The sequence below is a fragment of the Bacillus sp. M6-12 genome, assembly GCF_002860285.1.
In the GTDB taxonomy this organism is placed as follows: Bacteria; Bacillota; Bacilli; order Bacillales; family DSM-1321; genus Peribacillus.
Genome location: NZ_PGVF01000008.1, coordinates 16,188 through 33,373 on the forward strand (window position 1 = coordinate 16,188; position 17,186 = coordinate 33,373).

Sequence of the window (17,186 nt, forward strand, 5' to 3'; positions counted from 1 at the left end):
TGCCTGGGTAATATTAAAGGTCGAAAGGTTCAGATAAGCTTGCAATTCAATAACCTAAGTACTATCTTTTTTTTCGATAATTTGGTATCGTAAATGAATACAAGATTGGTTTAGATAAGGAGGGATTCAGGGTGATCTCACTATTTTTTATTCTTTTTTCAGGTGCGATTCTTTACAACATTAATAAAATGACAAATATATTATGCATCCAAAAAGAGATTCCTGAAGACCGGCAGCCAAAGGTTTTTCGTACAATAAATATCTTGATTACCATTTTATTATTATCCTCTTATGTTGAAATATCATTCTCATAATCTTACATCCTTATTGTACGTGTGCAAAAGCGCAATCGCCCGGCAGCTTATTCCGCAAGAGATTTAAGTTGCTGGTCTGATTGCATTACAAAGCCGTTCATGTTCTTCAAATATTAAAAAAGGTGAAGCCTGTGCTTCACCTTTTTGATTATAAGTGGCTTTTATAGCCAGGCAGCTCCAATGATAACTAATAGGATGAATAGAACCACAATTAAGGCAAAGCCACCGCCGTGTCCTCCAGACATAAATTCCCCCCCCTATCTCGATGAACCTGCCAGCTGTGTCAGCCGCCGGGTTCTTTCCTAATATATACCTGCCATTCTTCGCAAGTGTTTTGATTTCAGGCATTACCTTTTTTGCAGTTCCAAAAAAAGCTGTTCCTTATTAAAAAGAACCCTGCTCCTATTGACTACATGCGGGAATAAAAGGAATCGGCCTTCAAAGTTTTAGTTTTTTACCAGCAGAATGCCGCACCTACGATAACTAACAAGATGAACAGTACTACCAATAACGCAAAACCATTGTTATGACCATCACTCATTGTTCATTCCTCCTTTAGTAACTTCGATTTATCATATGTTGCAGATTGAAAATTGGGTAGGTCATTCACCTATTTTTTCGAATAATCCAAAAAGAATTTGCCAACATATTTTTTGCCTATTATCCTTTTTATGTTATAGTAGGACTTGTGGATTTAAAGAAGCCCCACGAATTTACTAAACAGGAGTTGTTTGGCATGAAAAAATGGTTATTATCCCTTGCCGTAACAGCCGGCGTTCTTGGTTTGACCGCATGTACGGATAGCGGTGACTCTGAAGCAGTTGTTGAAACAAAAGCTGGCGACATTACGAAAGATGAACTTTATAACACTTTAAAAGACCGGTTCGGTGACCAGGTGCTTCAAGAGCTTGTATATGAAAAAGTACTTGAGGACAAATATAAAGTGACAGATAAAGAGCTTGATGAAAGAGTAAATCAGTTTAAAGCTGATTTGGGCGAGAATTTTGAAATGGCCTTATCTCAATATGGTTATGAGAATGAAAAACAATTTAAGGAATCATTAAAAATTGGCATGCTCCAGGAAAAGGCAGCTCTTAAAGACGTTAAAGCTTCCGAAAAGGAAATGAAGGCGCACTATGAAGAGATCCGCCCTGAAATCCGTGCCCGCCATATCCTTGTTGCTGACCTGAAAACAGCCCAGGAAGTAAAGAAGAAGCTTGATGCTGGCGCTAAATTTGAAGACTTAGTTAAGCAATATTCAACAGATGAAGGCTCTAAAGCAAAAGGCGGAGACTTGGACTGGTTCGGACCTGGAGCAATGGTTCCAGAGTTTGAAAATGCCGCTTATGCGCTGGAAAAGAATGAAATCAGTGAACCTGTTCAATCTGAACACGGCTTCCATATCATTCAGCTAACTGATAAGAAAGAAAAGAAACCGTATAATGAAATGAAGAAGCAGCTTGAGTATGAAGTTAAAACTTCAAAAATCGACCAGGAAAAAGTAAATAAAGCAGTCGATAAGGAATTAAAAGATGCTAAGGTTGAAATCAAAGATAAAGACCTGGAAAAGGCCCTTGAGAGACCTGAACAGCCTGCTCCACAACAATAAGGAAAACACCTATCAGGGTATCCTAAATGGCAAAGAAGGCCCGTACCAAAATGGTACAGGCCTTCTTTGTTTTATTCACACGTGACTTTATGCCCCTGGCTGGAATTGATTTTTCTTTTCTTTGTCTTCATTAATACGGTCGATATACTTTTGGCCTTCCTGCTCAATCCATTCCTGTTCCTGAACTCTTTCCAGCCTCGCTGTACGGACTGCCATCACAGCACTTACAATGATTCCCGCCACAACGAACCATATCCAAATAGGCAATATTCTCTCTCCTTTCAGGCTCACTTGTCCATCCTGTAATAGAGAATATGCTCCAATGAATTTAATTATGCTCTCCCTCAAAAAGCGGCTAATAAAGTTTTTTGTAAAGGTGCAGTAAAAAACCTCCAAAACTAGCATTTTAGCTGTTTAAGAGGCTTGAGAAGTTGGGTGTCTTAATTTTATTTTTGGAACAAGGGCTTATAAAATGAACGGTTTTCGAGCGCGAATACTCGTTCCGTGAATTCGCCAGGCTTCACTTTATCCAGGGATCGATCCATCATATTGATTTTTGCATCGAGGTTATCGATATAATGAAGAACTTCAGCTTCCCTTACCATAGGCGGTTTAGGACTTCCCCATTCAGCCTTGCCATGGTGGCTCAGCACTAAATGCTGGAGTATCATGATTTCTTCACCGCTGATACCCAGTTCATCTGCAGCTTTGCCGATTTCATTGACCATAATCGTAATATGCCCGAGCAAATTGCCTTCCACAGTATAAACAGTGGAAGCTGGCCCTGATAACTCCATTACCTTTCCAAGATCATGGAGAATAACACCGGCGTACAGGAGATCTTTATCCAGCTTTGGATACAGCCCGGCGATCGCCTTTGCCAGGTCTAGCATCGAGACAACGTGATACGCAAGGCCTGATAAGAATTCATGATGATTCTTTGTTGCTGCCGGGTATGTAATGAACTCAGCCTGGTGTTTTTTCAGTAAATGCCGCGTAATCCGCTGGATGTTAGGATTCCTCATTTCAAAGATATACTGCGTGATCGTATTCATCATTTCTTCCTGGCTGATAGGCGCCGTTTGGATCAGATCAGCAAGATTGACAGCGTCCGCTTCCGTCGTAAGCCTGATAGTCCGAATCTTGAGCTGGTTTCTGCCCCTATAATTCTGAATTTCTCCTAAAATGCGTACTGCTTTTTCCGCAGCATACTGACGTTCATCATTTTCTGATATATCCCAAAGCTTTGCTTCAATTTCTCCAGTTTTGTCTGAGAGTACCAGTGACAGAAACGGCTTTCCATTGCTTGCAATTCCTTTTGTACTCGATTTTATGTACATAAATGCGTCTATAGCGTCACCGACTCCATACTGATAAATGCCATTTTCCATTTGAATCCCCCGTTCCGGTATCGTAACAACAGTATACCATATCAGTCTTCAAGCTGCTTTTTCCATTTTTTCTTACTTTTGTTTCAGCACCCGTTTTTCTTCTTTGCTTAATTCAATAAGTTTCGCCTTCTTAAAGCTGGCAAGCAAATGGCTATGGCAGGTAAAGAAAATGATTTGCCGGGTTTCCGAAAGCTTTTCCAGAAGAGAGATCATTCGCTCGGTTCTTTTAAAATCAAAATTTACAAAGCTATCATCAATAATTAATGGAAATGAATCTTCCTCGAAGGAGTTGCTTGCCAGTGCCAATCTCATTGCTGCATATACTTGTTCTGCGGTTCCCCTGCTGACTTCACTTGCTCCAAAATAGATTCCATCGTATCTTTCCAGCAAAATTTGCTGGTCTTTCCCCAGAACAATTTTGCTGTACCTTCCGTCTGTTAAAAATGATACAAATTCCTCTGCCCTCTCCAGCACCATCGGTAACCGTTCTTCGGTAAATTTATAAATTGTTTGCTGGAGCAAAGCTTTTGCGATCGCATATTTTGCCCAATCCTTTGATTCTTCCCGGAAGGCAGACTTTTTCTCATGAAAAAGATGGGATAATTCATCAAAGTCCCCACCCTCTTCTAATTTGCTAATCTCCAGCTTTAATAAAGCAAGCTCATCCTGCTTTGCGGACTGATCATCCACTAATTCCATCCGGCTGCGATTCAGTTCTTCGACGGTATATTCATTAATGCCTTTTTCAAATAACTCTTGTCTCTGCTGCTCAGTCAATGAAGCATGCTGAAGCTGAATGGCGATTAAGACTGCCCTCTCTTCCAGGCGATCCCTTTCAGTTGCCAGCCGCGCCTTTTCCCTAAACTCTTCTTCATCTTCGGCATTTGCCATTATAAATAGCCTTTGCATTTCACCTTCGATTTGTTCACGGGAAGCAGATAATGTGAGTATCTCCGCCTCAAGCCGTTCTATTTCTTCCCTCACTTGCTTCCGCTTTAAATCATTTTCCTGTGAAATGTTCATTCCTCTTCGAAGCTCGGTGATCGCCTCTTTCCATGAAAGCTCAGCAAAGCCGCTATGCGAGGATAAAACCTGCAATTCTTTCACCCGGGAAGAGAATTCCTTATAAGCATGCTGGTATTCTTCCTCGGTTGCATTCACATTTTCAATCATGGTTTTAAGCAAAACAATTTTTTCGCACGCGGTCCCTGCAATAGAAACTTCAAATTGGGCTGGAACACCCCATCCCTTTAAAATGGCAGCAAGATCCTCTTCATTTTCCTTTACTTGTTTCTCCCACTCTGTATATGCATCTATCGACATGTTAAAAGCTTCTTCAATTTCACTATATTTAAGATTTTCTGAAGCAAGCTGGCGTTCAGTCTCGGAGTTTCGTTCAAGCAGCTCCTTAACAGCATGACCCTCACTTTCCCCCGCCGTCCTGCTGTGATCAACTTGTTCTTTTTTCCGTTCCGCTTCCTTCAGCTGAGCCATAAGTTCATTTTGCTGGCCTCCTTGTCTGACAAAGAAGGAGAATGCTCCCAGTAGCAGAGCTGCGATTACCGCTGCCACTGCAAATATAGGCTGCTGCTGTACAGCCGCGTAAACAGCTAATATAGCGAATAATAAGAGGAAGGAAAAGAATACTGTTTTTTCCTTTTTCTTTTTTACCTGCAGTTTCTCATTATGGCTTTTTATGCGGCTTTTTAATTCTGTAATTTGTTCCTCAAGCAGCTGCTTTCGTATATGGGACTGATTGCTCGCCTCCATGGAAGCTATTGATTTTTCCAGCTCACTTTTCTTCTCTGGAGTCAGCAGGCGCTTCGATAGTTCCTTTATCCGATCCTCGCTGCGGTCAAGAAGTGTCTTTTGCCTTTTATATGTTTCATCCAAGTGAAACTTGTCTGTCTGCAGCTTATTCCTTTGCTTCTCCAGCAGGCCGACCCGTTCCTTCAAGAATGAGCTTGTATCAAGCAAAAGAATGTCTTCCTCATCCAGCTGAATTCCAATATCACCTTTTAGCCGGGCAATATCTTTCCTGGCAGATTCCAGGCCATTCAGCAGCTTCCTCTGTTCGTAATCCATTTTTTCAATCAAAGCGCCGCCCTCGATTGCACCTTGGATTTGCTCTTTATTTTCTAGTATAAAAAAGTTAAGCTCCAATTCTTTTTCAATGCCCTCCAGCTCTTCTTTTCTTTGAAGCATGGAGACAAATCGGGATTTTACGGACAAGGAAGCCTGTTCAGCGGCCTCAAGCCTTTTCAGTCCGTTCTCCGGAAAGGACCAGTCTCCGATTTCGGCTATTCTGGCCTGCAACACCTTATATTCGTCGTCCAGTGGTTTAATACGGAGGAATTCCTTGTATAGAACCAGCTGTCTTTCGATTTCATTAATTTGCTGCTTTAACTCTGTAAGCTGCTTTTCTGCGTGCAGGCGCCTTTTCTGCAAAGAATCATATCCTTTTTGATTTTCATCAGCATTCTTTAAAAGCTGTTGTGCATGCTGCAATTCCTTGGCCATAATATTAAGCTGAGGCTTCTGGCCTGATGGCTTAAACCGTAAATCAAGCTCCTTTTGAAGCCGGGACTCTGCTTCCATTAACTTATCACTGCCAATCATTCCAGCAGACAGGAGATATTTGCTGATGGATTTCTCGTCAAGACCTTCCAAGCCTTGAAGACCCTGCAGGTCAAATGAAAAAACAGACTGGAAATAGGATTTATCCATGCCTTGTACAATAGACTTTAGGGCATCCTCACCCCCTGTTTTTCCATCAGAGAATGTAACTGTAACATCTCCGGCCGCCTTGCCTTTGACTCTCTCAACAGTAATGATGCCATACCTTGCTGATTCCAGGGTCAGCTTCCCTCCGTATTTAGCATGATTCTTCGGTTCATATCGCTGTTCGGAATGCGCCTTTGTAGGGAATCCAAATAATACGCTATGAATAAACGACATAATCGTAGATTTTCCGGATTCATTTTCCCCGCAGAAAACAAGAACATCGTTAGCAGTGTCAAACTTTATATCTTCAAGCTTGCCGTAACCATATATATGCACTTCTCTTATTATCATGCTAGTCCTCCTTTCTGCCTTCTATTTAAGCAGCTGGCAAAGTAATAATGTTGCGTCATTGAGCAGATCATCGAATTCCTCTTTCGTTAGCTGCTCTATATATCTTCTTGTCTTCGGATGGGAAAATAATGGCTGCACCGCCTCCGAAGAACCATCAAAAGAATCTGCAATCTGTAACATCTCATTAATAAAAGGAGTAGCAGGCTTGTCGATATCGCTGTCATGCACGGAAGAAACAAGCTTCATTCTATATATCCAAACAAAATCCTCTCTTTCTTCCTCGCCGTCCTGCAATATTTCCAGAAGCTGATCAATAAAAACAGGGGTAAAAACACCTGCTTCATCACCAGAAGAAATTGTTAATGTTAATTCAAGCAGCACTCCCTTGTTTCTGAACCGGAGTTCTTCCAGCTTGTTCCTGCACAAGTAAAGAATATCATCAAACGGAAGCCCTGCAGGAATCTGCAAATGTGCAGCCTCCCACAAAATATCTGCCGCATCTACAAAGGTATAATCCGCTGACATCTTATCCAGCTTTACCAGATAGCTCCCTTTCCGGCCGCTTTCTTTCCTGTGCCGGCCTTGCAGATTGCCCGGGTACACAGATAGAGGCTGAGTTAGTACAACTTGTGCTTTATGTATATGGCCAAGAGCCCAATAATCCATCCCTTTTTCGGTTAAATCCTTAATTGAAAAAGGGGCGTAGGGACTATGCCCGCTGCTGCCTTCCAAATTTCCGTGCAAAAGGCCGATATGGTAATCCGCATCCCCTTGAATGGCATAAGAGTCAATCAGCCGATCAGCTACATGACGTATTGAATAACTGCTGCCATACAGGTTAACAATTGTTCCATCATGTTTTTGGTATGTTTTCACTTCCATAGTCGCATTAAATATATGGACATTACCCGGGAACTCCATCGTAACCCAGGTGCCATCCAAATGATCATGGTTGCCATGAATAATATAAACCGGAATATTATGCTGATTCAGCCTTGCCATTTCTTTTTTAAACCGGGACTGTGTCCGAAGGCTCCTGTTTTCGCCATCATATAAATCCCCTGACAAAAGCAGAAAGTCAACTTTGTGCTGAATGCAGGAATCAATCATATTTTGAAATGCTTTAAACGTACCTTCCCTGAGCCGTTCAACCATTGAAATCGGAAGTTCCTTCAGGCCGGAAAACGGACTGTCCAAATGGATATCAGCAGCATGCATAAAAACAATCTCACTCATATCTCCACCTCACTTACATTCATTTTATCATAAAGAGAACATACTTTCTCATCGATATAGAATGATAGCTTTGCAAATTTTTTAGTTATAAGTTTATCTATTGTAAACCTGCCGCCCAATTTTGATATTAGAATCTTACCCGCTGACCAGCAAAAACGCCCTATCAGCATAATGCAATGACAGGGCGTTTCTTCACTATTATTTTTCCAGTCAACCTTCAATCTCCTCCTCCTCCGCCATCGCCGCTGCTGGATCCTCCGCTGTCACAATCATTGCTTGAATCTGCAAAGAAGCCGGAGAAGGTCAGGTTGCTTTCATTCGAGGTGCTGAAGCTTTTTTTTCTTTTTGTTTCCTGCTTTCTTTTAGGTTTAATAACTGCCCATTTTTTCCGTTTAAGTTCAAGAACAAATGGAACAATGATCCATAAAAACAATATTCCCAATACATAAGGCCACATAGTATCCCTCCCCTTTACAAACGATTTAAAATAACATTTACTGCCTAATTAATTTATGGGACTGAACATGCTAAAGTTTCACTAATGGCGCAAAGCTCCTTCAGAAAAGCCAGCTATCCGATAGGATACACTGGCTTGCGATGTTTAGGAATTTTTTGTAATCTGAAGAGCTTTTTTAATATCCTTAAACGAATTCGATTTTCCATACATCAGGACTCCGCCGCGATATATGCGCGCTCCAAAAATTCCAAGAAGGACAATAGTTGCAATAAGAAGCCCAATGCTTAGGGCTACTTCCCAGCCGGGCACCTCAAGCATCCCTACACGAAGGAACATAATCATAGGCGCGAAAAAAGGGATAAAGGAAGTAACTGTAATAAAACTGGCTTCAGGATTACTGAGGCCGAACATGGCAAGCATGAATCCAAGGACTACGACCATAGTCATTGGGGAAATCATTTGCTGTAAATCTTCGATCCTGCTGACCATCGATCCCAGGCAGGCAGCAAGCGTTGCGTACAGAAGATAACCCAATAGCGAAAAAATGATGGCATATATAATTGTAGACAAGCTTGTGCTTTCAAAACCGAACACCGAGAAAAAACCTTCATTCATCTCTGAAAGATTCCGTTTAATAAAGATATATCCCACTCCAAAAAACAGCAGCATCTGGGTTATGCTAACTAACGCAATCCCAAATATTTTGGCAAACATCTGCTTGACTGGTGAGACACTTGAAATCAGAATTTCCATAACCCTAGAAGTCTTTTCCGTTGCCACTTCCATAGCTATCATATTTGCATATAACAGTACGCCAAAATAAATGACAAACAGCAGAACATAAACAAGTCCTCTAGCGGAGTCCAGTTCTTCAGCGGTTTTAGCATTTGCTACAAGCGCCTCATTTTCAAATGCTGCTGGAGTGTTTAACGCAGCAATACCTTCAGCATCCAGCTTTAATTTTTCAGCGACGATTCCGCTTTTCGCCTGAGAGAGCGCCATTGACAATTCACTGTTAAGTGATGTATCAGATATCGAGTTAGCCTTATAGGTTCCTGAGGGCATTCCTTTACTATCAAAACTTAAAACAAGATATCCTTTGATTTTCTCTGAATTAACCCATTTCCTTGCTGTTTCTTCATTTTCGGCTTGTTTTAGTTCCAGATCCTGATTAATCGCTTTTACCTGGGCGATAAACGGCTGATAAAGCTCTCCAGTCTCATCCAGCACAGCGACAGTATCATTCTCATTTTTATTAAACGTGTCAATAATAGAAGAAAGATTCGTCAAACCAATAATCAATAAAAGCATGATACCAGTTGAAATGATAAATGACTTTGTCTTTATTTTTGATAGGTATGTATGAAACAGCACAATCCAAAATTTACTCATATGCCGCCCCCACCTTTTCTATAAAAATATCATTCAAGGAAGGCTCCTCCAGCTCAAACTTCCTGATAAATCCTCTTGGGACAATGCTTTTCAATATTTCTTCTGCAGTTTCCTCCCCCGTTACCTGCAGCACGATTCCCTGGGCGGTTTTTCTGGATCGGATAACCCCAGGAAAGTTTTCTAAAAATCCCAAATCAAAGTCCGCATGGACGACAACATTTTTTTTGCCAAACGAACGTTTTATTTCTTTTAGGCTGCCATAAACGACAGGGCGCCCTTTATGCAAGATGCATAGGTTTTCGCATAGCTCTTCTACATGCTCCATACGATGGCTGGAGAATACAATCGTAGTTCCTTTTTCTCTTAAATCATGGACCGCACTCTTAAGTATTTCAACATTTAGCGGATCCAAGCCGCTGAAAGGCTCATCAAGAATTAAAAGTTTGGGGTTATGGATAACTGAGGCAATAAATTGAATTTTTTGCTGATTACCCTTTGAAAGTTCCTCTACTTTCTTATCATAATATTCGGGAACCTTTAGCCGTTCAAGCCAGGTTTTCAATTCTGATTGTGCTGAAGCTTTATCCATCCCCCGCAACCTTGCCAGATAGACAATTTGTTCACGCACTTTCAATTTCGGATACAGACCCCGTTCCTCCGGCAAATACCCAATTAACGAACTCGTTGAATAGTCAATGGCCTTTCCATTCCATAAAATTTGCCCGTCACTCGGATCAAGCAATCCAAGAATCATCCGGAATGTCGTCGTTTTCCCTGCACCATTCGCTCCCAGAAAGCCGAACATCTCCCTTTCGGGTATACTGAAATTCAGCTGGTCAACTGCGGTAAAGCCGCCAAATCTCTTCGTAACCTGTTCGATTGTCAATGCCACGTTCATCACTCCTTCCACTTATATACGGCCGCAAAAGGAAAAAGGATTCATTTTCAATAGAATTCATCTAAATTAATACCGAATATTTTTCAATCATATACTCCAATTTTCTTTAATAAATTATTTCTTAATATAATTAGAAAATATTTTTTCATCCAGAGTATCCCTTCGTTTTAAAGTAAAGCCAATTCTTGACGTTTCCCGTTTAGCGGTGAGATTCCATATCCATCATTAGGAGTGAGATTAATACTTTACAAACAGCAAAATGATATGCAAAAATAATGGTATAAATCAGAATTTTTAATTAAAGGGGTTACAGTCATGGCAAGAACATATAAATTAACCGCATTTGAACAGGACGGAGAAAAGCTGCTTGATGAATCATTCCAGGCTGAAACTGATGAGCAGGCAAAAGAAATGGGAGAAAACCTATTACGTGAAAAAGATCTTCATGAAAAAACACACCGCTGTACCTCTCCAACTGGTAAACTGGTGCTGTTTCACAGGTAAACAAATCTCATTGGCGTCCCCCTAGTCAAGATGACAGTGGTACAATTACTGCACAGATGAAAACCCCGAGTCATATTCGACCGGGGTTATTTTTTGATTACTTTCCAGTAAAATTCGGTTTTCTTTTTTCAACAAATGCTGTAATTCCTTCTTTATGGTCTTCAGTTGTTCTCATTTTGTCCTGGCCGTACTTTTCTAGCTCAAGAATTTTCAGCAGCAGCGGCCGATTTCTTTCAGCCAGTATTTTCTTGGTTTTTACCATCGCTTGTACAGGTTTGCTTAGCCATTCTTGTACCTTCCTCTCTACAGATAGCTCCAGATCCTCAGCGATCTCATTAATTAGGTTCTTTTCCATGGCTTCAGCAGGGCTCATAACTTTTCCATCCCAGATCAGTTCCTTTGCCTTTGTTTCCCCAAGCCTTCTTTCAAGGAAAAAGTGCGCTCCGCCATCAGGGATGAGTCCAATTCCAATGAAATTCATTGCAATCTTGCTTTCCTCTTTTGCTACAGTATAATCGGTTGCGAGCGCAAGGCTCAGTCCAAGTCCGGCGGCTGCCCCGTGGATAGCAGCAATTGTCAGCTTTGGCATGCAATACAGGGTCGTTACAAGGTCGCTGATGCAATCCATAATACTCTTAAAGTCTCCCGTGCCGTTCAACATCCACTTAATATCCCCGCCTGATGAAAACGCTTTACCATTTCCTTTTAAAATAACAATGTCAATGTTATCGTCGTTAGTCAGTTCTTTCAGCTTAATAGTCATTTCACGCAGCATATCACCGTTCATCGCATTCATGGACTCCGGCCGGTTTAACTCCACAGTCGCTACTCTTCCCGCGTATGTAACAATTACTGGCTGTATCATTGAAGTCATTTCTGTACTCACTTATTTCCCTCCTGATTAACTATTAGTAAATGCCGCTAAAGCCTGACTTTAAACAACTGCCTGCATACCGAACATCATAAAAGGAAATTTCCCATAAACGTTTCAGTGATTCAATTTTGGCAGTCAGCCAGGATAGTAAAATTCTTCATTTAAATTATACAGCGCTTTCATTAATATTAAAAAGGATAAATTCTAAATGTTCCAACTTTTTAATACAAAATCGAATTTTAGCACCAAATAAATGTTAACCACATTTTTATTTTGGTTGACATTAAATAATTGTTTAAATTATTCTCAATATATAACTAAATTCCAAAGGAGATCACAATGAACAAAAAACTTAGGACAATTGACATTACACTTATCAGTATGTTTGTTGCATTGATGGCCATTGGAGCTAATATAACGACTATTGCTCCATTTCTGGTAGTTGGAGGTGTCCCGATTACCTTGCAGACTTTCTTTGCTATATTGGCAGGAGCAGTTCTTGGCAGCCGGCTCGGTGCTGTTGCTATGATTGTTTACACATTAGTTGGCCTGGTGGGTGCGCCTGTTTTTTCAAAATTTAGCGGCGGCGTCTCTTCCATCGTCAGCCCGACATTCGGCTTTATTGTTTCATTTATTTTCACAGCTTATATTACTGGAAAAATCATCGAGAAAAAGCGTACCATCACTGTTTATGTTTCCGCTGCGCTAGTTGGCATGGCAGTTAATTATTTATTCGGTACAAACTGGATGTATTTCGCCTACAAATTCTGGGCAGCTGCCCCAGAAGGTTTTACTTATAAATTAGCTTGGCTGTGGATGATTGCTCCGCTGCCAAAGGATATTATCTTAGCTGTATGCGCAGGCTTTATGGCATTGAGGCTGGAAAAAACGGTGTTGGCTAGAAGCCAGTTCAGAAAATTGAACCGGGCTGCTTAATATAATTGGAGGTAGAGATGATGGGTGATTGGAATCAACTTTCAAAAAAGGCTTTAGAGGGACATGATATAACAAATGAGGAAGCCATATCTGTCCTAGACTGTCCAGACGAGGAGCTTCTTGAACTTCTGCAGGCCGCTTATACGGTCCGAAGCCATTACTACGGAAATAAAGTAAAGCTCAATATGATTATTAACACAAAATCCGGTCTGTGTCCGGAAAACTGCGGTTATTGTTCACAGTCCAGTGTCTCAACCGCTCCAATTGAGAAATATAGAATGGTTGACAAAGATGCTATTTTACAAGGTGCCGAACAAGCATACAACTTGAATGTAGGTACATATTGCATAGTTGCAAGCGGACGCGGGCCAAGCAGCAGAGATATGGACAATGTCGTATCAGCAGTAGAGGAAATTAAGGAGAAATACAATCTTAAAGTTTGTGCCTGCCTTGGACTGTTAAAGCCCGAGCAAGCAGCGAGATTAAAAGAAGCAGGCGTGGATCGATACAATCATAATATCAATACATCTGAGAGGCATCATGAGTCCATTACAACTTCCCATACATACCAAAATCGAGTCGATACCGTAGAGCTGGTTAAAGAAGCAGGAATCTCCCCTTGCTCTGGGGTCATCATTGGGATGAGAGAGACAAAGCAGGACGTAGTCGATATGGCCAGAAGCTTAAAAGTATTGGACGCAGATTCAATCCCTGTTAATTTCCTTCATGCCATTGACGGTACACCATTGGAAGGAACCGATGAACTGAATCCTAGATATTGCCTTAAAGTTCTCTGCCTGATGCGGTTTATCAATCCAACAAAAGAAATACGGATATCCGGCGGACGGGAAGTCAATTTAAGAAGCCTCCAGCCTCTTGGTCTTTATCCGGCAAATTCTATCTTTGTAGGCGATTATTTAACAACAGCCGGACAGGAAAGCACCGCCGATCACCAGATGCTAAAGGATTTGGGTTTTGAAATTGATTTTGTCAAAAGTGATGGCGAAGCAATTTTAAGCTAAAGCTAATGCTTGCCATGAGGATAGTGAATAAAAATTTGCGGTGTCAGCCACCATCCAGCTATGGATCGCGGCTGACACCTTTTTGCATTCTGTACAACATCTCTTCATGCTCCCTCCCATTCTCTTTCCTTTAGTCCAAGCGCCGTTACGGAATACAGTTTGCACAATATTCTAGTACAAGAGGAGATGATGTAGTGAAAGATTTCCGATTAATTACTGTTAATGTAAAGAAGAAAGGTGTAGACATTCATAATCCTACCAGTTACACCCTGATTGGAAAAGGATATCAGGGAGCTGTTTTCAGGGTTTCTGATGAAAGCTGTGTAAAGGTGTATGCAAAGAAAAGGCATTGTGTAAGGGAAAGCAAGGCACTTCTGGCGGCACAGGACTCAAACTTTGTTCCAAAGGTATATGAGGTCGGTTCAAACTATATCTTAATGGAATTCATAGAAGGAGAGTCTCTGAATGATTACCTAAAATCAAAAGAGAAATTTCCAGCTGCCGTTGCCGAACAGCTTGTCGGTATTTTCAAGAAAATGAAAAAGGTTGGATTCACCCGGATTGATGGCTCCATTCGTCATTTCTTAGTAGCCGATGATGGTACCATTAAAGTCATTGACCATGTGAACTCAATGAGATCAGTAAGTTCAAGGCCCGATCAGTTTTTTAGGGATCTCCGCAAATTAAAACTATTAAATGATTTTATGATGCAGCTCAAAAGTTTGGATCCAGAGCTTTATGAGGCATGGACAGAGAGGAAACATATTATGAAGAAGAGACCCCATAAGTGAATCTCACCTGTATCAAAAACTTAGTGGTCTCCGCTCTAAAAGTAAGACAAGCATTGGGAGAAACAGCATTGGAAGATTTTGATCAATTTATGGTAAAAAGACTAAGGCAGCTGAGGCTTCCGAAAATCCAGCTTCCCCATTCATCAATTAAAAGGACTGCGGAGCAGTTACTCTTATTTGACGATAAAAATATTTAATGACCCTCACTGGCTTTGAACTGGTACACTAACTAATCCCTGTTTCAAAGTGCTGTTTCTCCGCATTTACCCCTATCATGATTGCATTTTTAAACATATAAATGTAGGAAAACTGTTTATAAAAAGCGATTTAACCTGGATCAGTAAAGGTTGAAGGCTCTATTCTTTCGAAAGGAGCATCATATAAAGATGGTTGAAGTAAGCATTATTATTCCTTCGAGAAACCGTTATCCCCTAAATCTTCTTACCCTATTTTCGTTAGAAAAGCAGACCTTTGATTTATCCAAAATGGAGGTTATTTTGATTGATGACGGATCTGCGGACGATACACCGCTTTTAAAACATTATCATCCTCCTTTTCCTTTCCGGTATGTTCGTAATGAAAAAAATATCGGCCTTTCCGCTACAAGAAATAAGGGTTTAATGATGGCGAAAGCAAATATTATTATTTTTCTGGACGCAGAAATGATTGTCGATCCAAGCTATGTAAAAAACCAGTATCAATATCATTTAACTGAAGAACAGTTAGTGGTAGTCGGCAGAAATATCCCCAGGATCATTACTTATCTATTTCCTGAGTTTAATAGCTCTCAGATCGATATAATTTGCAGAATGGCTGAAGAAAAGCCTGCTGTAAAACAATTAATCAGCCAAAAGCTGCCGCAATATAAAAACAGCTTTGACCTTCCAAATTTAATTAAGAATTTACAAGAACCTCTGCAATTGCTTAATCAAAGTGATATAAACAATAGTCCGCTGGTCCAGTCTTTTTCATATCCCTACAACTATTATGAGGATTTATACAGGCAACTGGAAGTTCTTGATACGCAGTATTTATCCTGGTGGGCGCTTTTCGGTTCCAATCATTCACTTAATAAGAAACTAATTGAAATGGTTGGCGGATATGAGGAAGGTTTTAAAGGATGGGGGATAGAAGATGTGGAGTTTGCCTATCGGTTATATAAGGCTGGCGCCAAATTCGTTTTTGACCCGGATTCGTTCTTGTACCACCAAGAGCATCCAATCCATTCAGGCAAAGTGCAGGAAGGATCGAGAAATCGAGTCCTTTTTCAGCGGAAGCATCCGGTTATCGAAGTATGTATCAGATCTTTAAGATATGTCGGGAAGCTGGATTTACAATTTGTGGATAGCGTCTTAAGGGAACATGAGTTGCTATGCAATTCATTCCCTGGACTGTTTGCAGATTTTAAGAATACGGTTGTTTTATTGCTCCAGCAAATTCAATTTTTGAAGCTGCAGGAACAACCCGTTTGCAATTTCCTCAAAAATGCCGGCATTGAGAATGACACCCGTCTTAAACAGGCCATTTATCAAGAAAGAGATATAATCGCGGCATATGGGAAGTTCGGGAGCCTGGTCCAATTATTCGACCTGCTGGCCAATAACTAACTCAAACTGGCCCGGATACAGGAGAAAATGAGGAATGGTTAAAGATGAGAGAAAAATATACTATCGAGGATTCAAAACTTGCTGCCCTATTAAGTCATGCTTATGAAATAGCAGTTCAAAAGATAGATTTTATCCCCTTGGGCACCACCGCTTATTCTTACAAGGTGCATTGCGTGAACGGGGAAATCTACTATCTTAAACTATTTGATACCACTAACCGCAAACAAAAGAAGGCGGTCAAACGTCTGGATTTGTCTCTCGCAGTTACATGGAATCTATATCATAAGGAGATTTTTCAAAATCTCACTTATCCGATTAAAACAAAGGATGGCCTATATAAATTGACGAACGGCCATGTGGTCCTGGTTCTGTTTAATTTTATAGAGGGAACAACCTTGAATGAGATAGCATCAAAAGAGAACATTGAAAAAACCGCAAATATGGTTGCAGCGCTCCATCGAGCAACACCAAAAATAAACAAGAAAGAACTAAAGGAAGAAACCTTCGATATTAAGACTCAAAAACATTTAATGGAAAAGCTGCTTGTTCTGGAATCAACAGCTGCATTTGCTGACCCGTATCGGACTAGGTTACAGAGCTTAATATTGTCAAATAAGGACAAAATCCTGGATTATTTGAACCTATTAAACAATCTGAGAACATCGGCCGTCAAGAGCTGCCAAGACAAAGTTATCTGCCATGGTGATTTGTGGGGAGGCAACATCGTGGTTAGCGGTGATGAGTTATTTTTGTTAGATTGGGAATACGCCTTGTTTGCACCTCCGGAATTTGATTTATCCTATTTCCTCAATGAAGACTTTGTGAAGTTCTTCAAACACTATGAAAATCATTTTGGAAAAAAAGTCCTGCTCGATGGTGATCTGTTACGTTTTTACGCTTACCGGAGAAAATTTCATTATTTAAACTATTTGCTCAGCAATATTCTGAATCGAAATACAGATAAATCCCACCAGGAACATGATTTAGCTGAGGCCGTTAATTGTTTGAAAGATATGGACAGTTTAGGCTCGGACATCAATGAAATTAGGAGCAGGCTAAGTGAAAATATTAAGTGAAAAA

General features: G+C 40.7%; 20 protein-coding genes. 9 read left to right on the forward strand and 11 right to left on the reverse strand.

Annotation, left to right across the window (positions count from 1 at the left end):
- Positions 1-134: 134 nt before the first annotated feature.
- Positions 135-314, forward strand: a complete 180-nt coding sequence (locus CVD28_RS11015) for a hypothetical protein (RefSeq protein WP_308315082.1) — start codon at positions 135-137, stop codon at positions 312-314.
- A 161-nt stretch (positions 315-475) separates the two neighbouring features.
- Here the strand turns inward: CVD28_RS11015 and CVD28_RS11020 are convergent, their stop codons facing one another.
- Both CVD28_RS11020 and CVD28_RS11025 read right to left on the reverse strand, forming a co-directional pair.
- On the reverse strand, positions 476-559 hold the full coding sequence (locus CVD28_RS11020) for a YjcZ family sporulation protein (protein WP_101592435.1): 84 nt from the start codon (positions 557-559) through the stop codon (positions 476-478).
- Between the two features lie 209 nt (positions 560-768).
- Positions 769-855, reverse strand: coding sequence for a YjcZ family sporulation protein (locus tag CVD28_RS11025; RefSeq protein ID WP_101592436.1), 87 nt, complete (start codon positions 853-855; stop codon positions 769-771).
- Positions 856-1,050: 195 nt separating this feature from the next.
- Here CVD28_RS11025 and CVD28_RS11030 point away from each other — a divergent pair, with 195 nt between their 5' ends.
- Complete coding sequence (locus tag CVD28_RS11030; RefSeq protein ID WP_101592437.1) at positions 1,051-1,923, forward strand: peptidylprolyl isomerase; 873 nt, start codon at positions 1,051-1,053, stop codon at positions 1,921-1,923.
- Positions 1,924-2,010: 87 nt separating this feature from the next.
- On the opposite strand, the gene CVD28_RS28745 is transcribed toward CVD28_RS11030, so the two are convergent.
- The 8 genes from CVD28_RS28745 to CVD28_RS11070 form a co-directional block, all read right to left on the reverse strand.
- Positions 2,011-2,190: a sporulation YhaL family protein gene (locus tag CVD28_RS28745; RefSeq protein WP_308315080.1), complete on the reverse strand. Its 180-nt coding sequence runs from the start codon at positions 2,188-2,190 to the stop codon at positions 2,011-2,013.
- A gap of 179 nt (positions 2,191-2,369) precedes the next feature.
- Entirely contained in the window at positions 2,370-3,314 is a 945-nt protein-coding gene (gene yhaM, locus CVD28_RS11040; RefSeq protein ID WP_101592439.1) for a 3'-5' exoribonuclease YhaM, read from the reverse strand.
- A gap of 72 nt (positions 3,315-3,386) precedes the next feature.
- Positions 3,387-6,389, reverse strand: a complete 3,003-nt coding sequence (locus CVD28_RS11045; RefSeq protein WP_101592440.1) for an AAA family ATPase — start codon at positions 6,387-6,389, stop codon at positions 3,387-3,389.
- A 21-nt stretch (positions 6,390-6,410) separates the two neighbouring features.
- Positions 6,411-7,625, reverse strand: coding sequence for a metallophosphoesterase family protein (locus CVD28_RS11050; RefSeq protein WP_101592441.1), 1,215 nt, complete (start codon positions 7,623-7,625; stop codon positions 6,411-6,413).
- Positions 7,622-7,846 (reverse strand): hypothetical protein, encoded by a 225-nt coding sequence (locus CVD28_RS11055; RefSeq protein ID WP_101592442.1) that lies wholly within the window; start codon positions 7,844-7,846, stop codon positions 7,622-7,624. The genes CVD28_RS11050 and CVD28_RS11055 overlap by 4 nt, the downstream gene beginning before the upstream one ends.
- Positions 7,843-8,082 carry a hypothetical protein gene (locus CVD28_RS11060; protein WP_101592443.1) on the reverse strand — a complete coding sequence of 80 codons (240 nt, stop codon included), beginning with the start codon at positions 8,080-8,082 and terminating at the stop codon, positions 7,843-7,845. The genes CVD28_RS11055 and CVD28_RS11060 overlap by 4 nt, the downstream gene beginning before the upstream one ends.
- 144 nt (positions 8,083-8,226) lie before the next feature.
- On the reverse strand, positions 8,227-9,474 hold the full coding sequence (locus CVD28_RS11065) for an ABC transporter permease (protein WP_101592444.1): 1,248 nt from the start codon (positions 9,472-9,474) through the stop codon (positions 8,227-8,229).
- The gene (locus CVD28_RS11070; RefSeq protein ID WP_101592445.1) at positions 9,467-10,366 is read right to left on the reverse strand and encodes an ABC transporter ATP-binding protein; all 900 of its coding nucleotides are present in this window, start codon (positions 10,364-10,366) and stop codon (positions 9,467-9,469) included. Before CVD28_RS11070 ends, CVD28_RS11065 begins: the two co-directional genes overlap by 8 nt.
- Positions 10,367-10,687: 321 nt before the next feature.
- On the opposite strand from CVD28_RS11070, the gene CVD28_RS11075 reads away from it, so the two are divergent.
- A complete protein-coding gene (locus tag CVD28_RS11075; RefSeq protein WP_101592446.1) occupies positions 10,688-10,876 on the forward strand; it encodes a YhzD family protein in 189 nt (62 codons plus the stop codon).
- Positions 10,877-10,973: 97 nt separating this feature from the next.
- Here CVD28_RS11075 and CVD28_RS11080 read toward each other — a convergent pair whose 3' ends face one another.
- Positions 10,974-11,750, reverse strand: a complete 777-nt coding sequence (locus CVD28_RS11080; protein WP_101592564.1) for an enoyl-CoA hydratase — start codon at positions 11,748-11,750, stop codon at positions 10,974-10,976.
- Between the two features lie 339 nt (positions 11,751-12,089).
- Here CVD28_RS11080 and CVD28_RS11085 point away from each other — a divergent pair, with 339 nt between their 5' ends.
- From CVD28_RS11085 to CVD28_RS11110, 6 genes are all read left to right on the forward strand, one after another.
- The gene (locus tag CVD28_RS11085) at positions 12,090-12,686 is read left to right on the forward strand and encodes a biotin transporter BioY (protein ID WP_101592447.1); all 597 of its coding nucleotides are present in this window, start codon (positions 12,090-12,092) and stop codon (positions 12,684-12,686) included.
- Positions 12,687-12,706: 20 nt separating this feature from the next.
- Positions 12,707-13,708 (forward strand): biotin synthase BioB, encoded by a 1,002-nt coding sequence (gene bioB / locus CVD28_RS11090; protein ID WP_101592448.1) that lies wholly within the window; start codon positions 12,707-12,709, stop codon positions 13,706-13,708.
- A 194-nt stretch (positions 13,709-13,902) separates the two neighbouring features.
- Positions 13,903-14,499, forward strand: a complete 597-nt coding sequence (locus CVD28_RS11095) for an AarF/UbiB family protein (RefSeq protein WP_101592449.1) — start codon at positions 13,903-13,905, stop codon at positions 14,497-14,499.
- A complete protein-coding gene (locus tag CVD28_RS11100) occupies positions 14,496-14,696 on the forward strand; it encodes a hypothetical protein (RefSeq protein WP_101592450.1) in 201 nt (66 codons plus the stop codon). Before CVD28_RS11095 ends, CVD28_RS11100 begins: the two co-directional genes overlap by 4 nt.
- A 189-nt stretch (positions 14,697-14,885) precedes the next feature.
- Positions 14,886-16,106, forward strand: a complete 1,221-nt coding sequence (locus CVD28_RS11105) for a glycosyltransferase family 2 protein (protein WP_101592451.1) — start codon at positions 14,886-14,888, stop codon at positions 16,104-16,106.
- A 44-nt stretch (positions 16,107-16,150) separates the two neighbouring features.
- On the forward strand, positions 16,151-17,182 hold the full coding sequence (locus tag CVD28_RS11110) for a phosphotransferase (protein WP_101592452.1): 1,032 nt from the start codon (positions 16,151-16,153) through the stop codon (positions 17,180-17,182).
- Positions 17,183-17,186: the final 4 nt, after the last annotated feature.